At 37.5% G+C, this 651-nt stretch carries 1 protein-coding gene; it reads left to right on the top strand.

The genetic code is table 11. The features are described from left to right. Window positions 1–651 (top strand): DUF11 domain-containing protein (locus tag ACFQ5N_RS14290; RefSeq protein WP_386810469.1); only part of this gene is annotated, 651 nt, incomplete at both ends.

Here is a 651-nt window from a genome sequence, read left to right on the forward strand (position 1 = left end):
ATTACCAGCGCAGCTCAGGCAGATCCAAATGGTATTGTTCACGGAAACAACACCCCATCAGAGGTTGACCAAGATCAGGTTGCCCCAGTACCGGTAGCAATTGTTGATTTGGTAATTACCAAAGATGTTGACAATGCAACTCCAAACAATGGAGATACGCTAACTTATACTTTAACAGTTGTTAATCAGGGTCCAAGTGATGCAACAGGTATCATTATTGAGGATAATTTACCTATTGGAGTATCTTATATTTCTCATGTAGCATCAGGAGGAAATGTGAATACATATACAAATGGAAATTGGACAATTGGAAGTTTATCAAAAGGTACTTCAGCATTTTTAACTATTGATGCTTTAGTGACTGCGGAAGGAACAATTGCCGGAACTTCAATTGTGAATACAATTACTAATGTAACAGTGAATGAGACAGATTTAACACCTGGAATTGATGATCCAAGTGCTGAAATCATTATTTCAGCATCAGATTTAGTTACAACCAAAGTAGTAGACAATGCAATACCAAATGAGGGAGACACAGTAACGTATACGATTACGGTATTGAACAATGGTCCAAGTGTGGCAACCGGTGTAAGTTTAACTGATAACTTACCAATTGGAGTTACCTATGTAAGTCATAGTACTTTAGAAGGA

The sequence above is a fragment of the Lutibacter holmesii genome, assembly GCF_042679665.1.
GTDB classification, from domain to species: domain Bacteria; phylum Bacteroidota; class Bacteroidia; order Flavobacteriales; family Flavobacteriaceae; genus Lutibacter; species Lutibacter holmesii.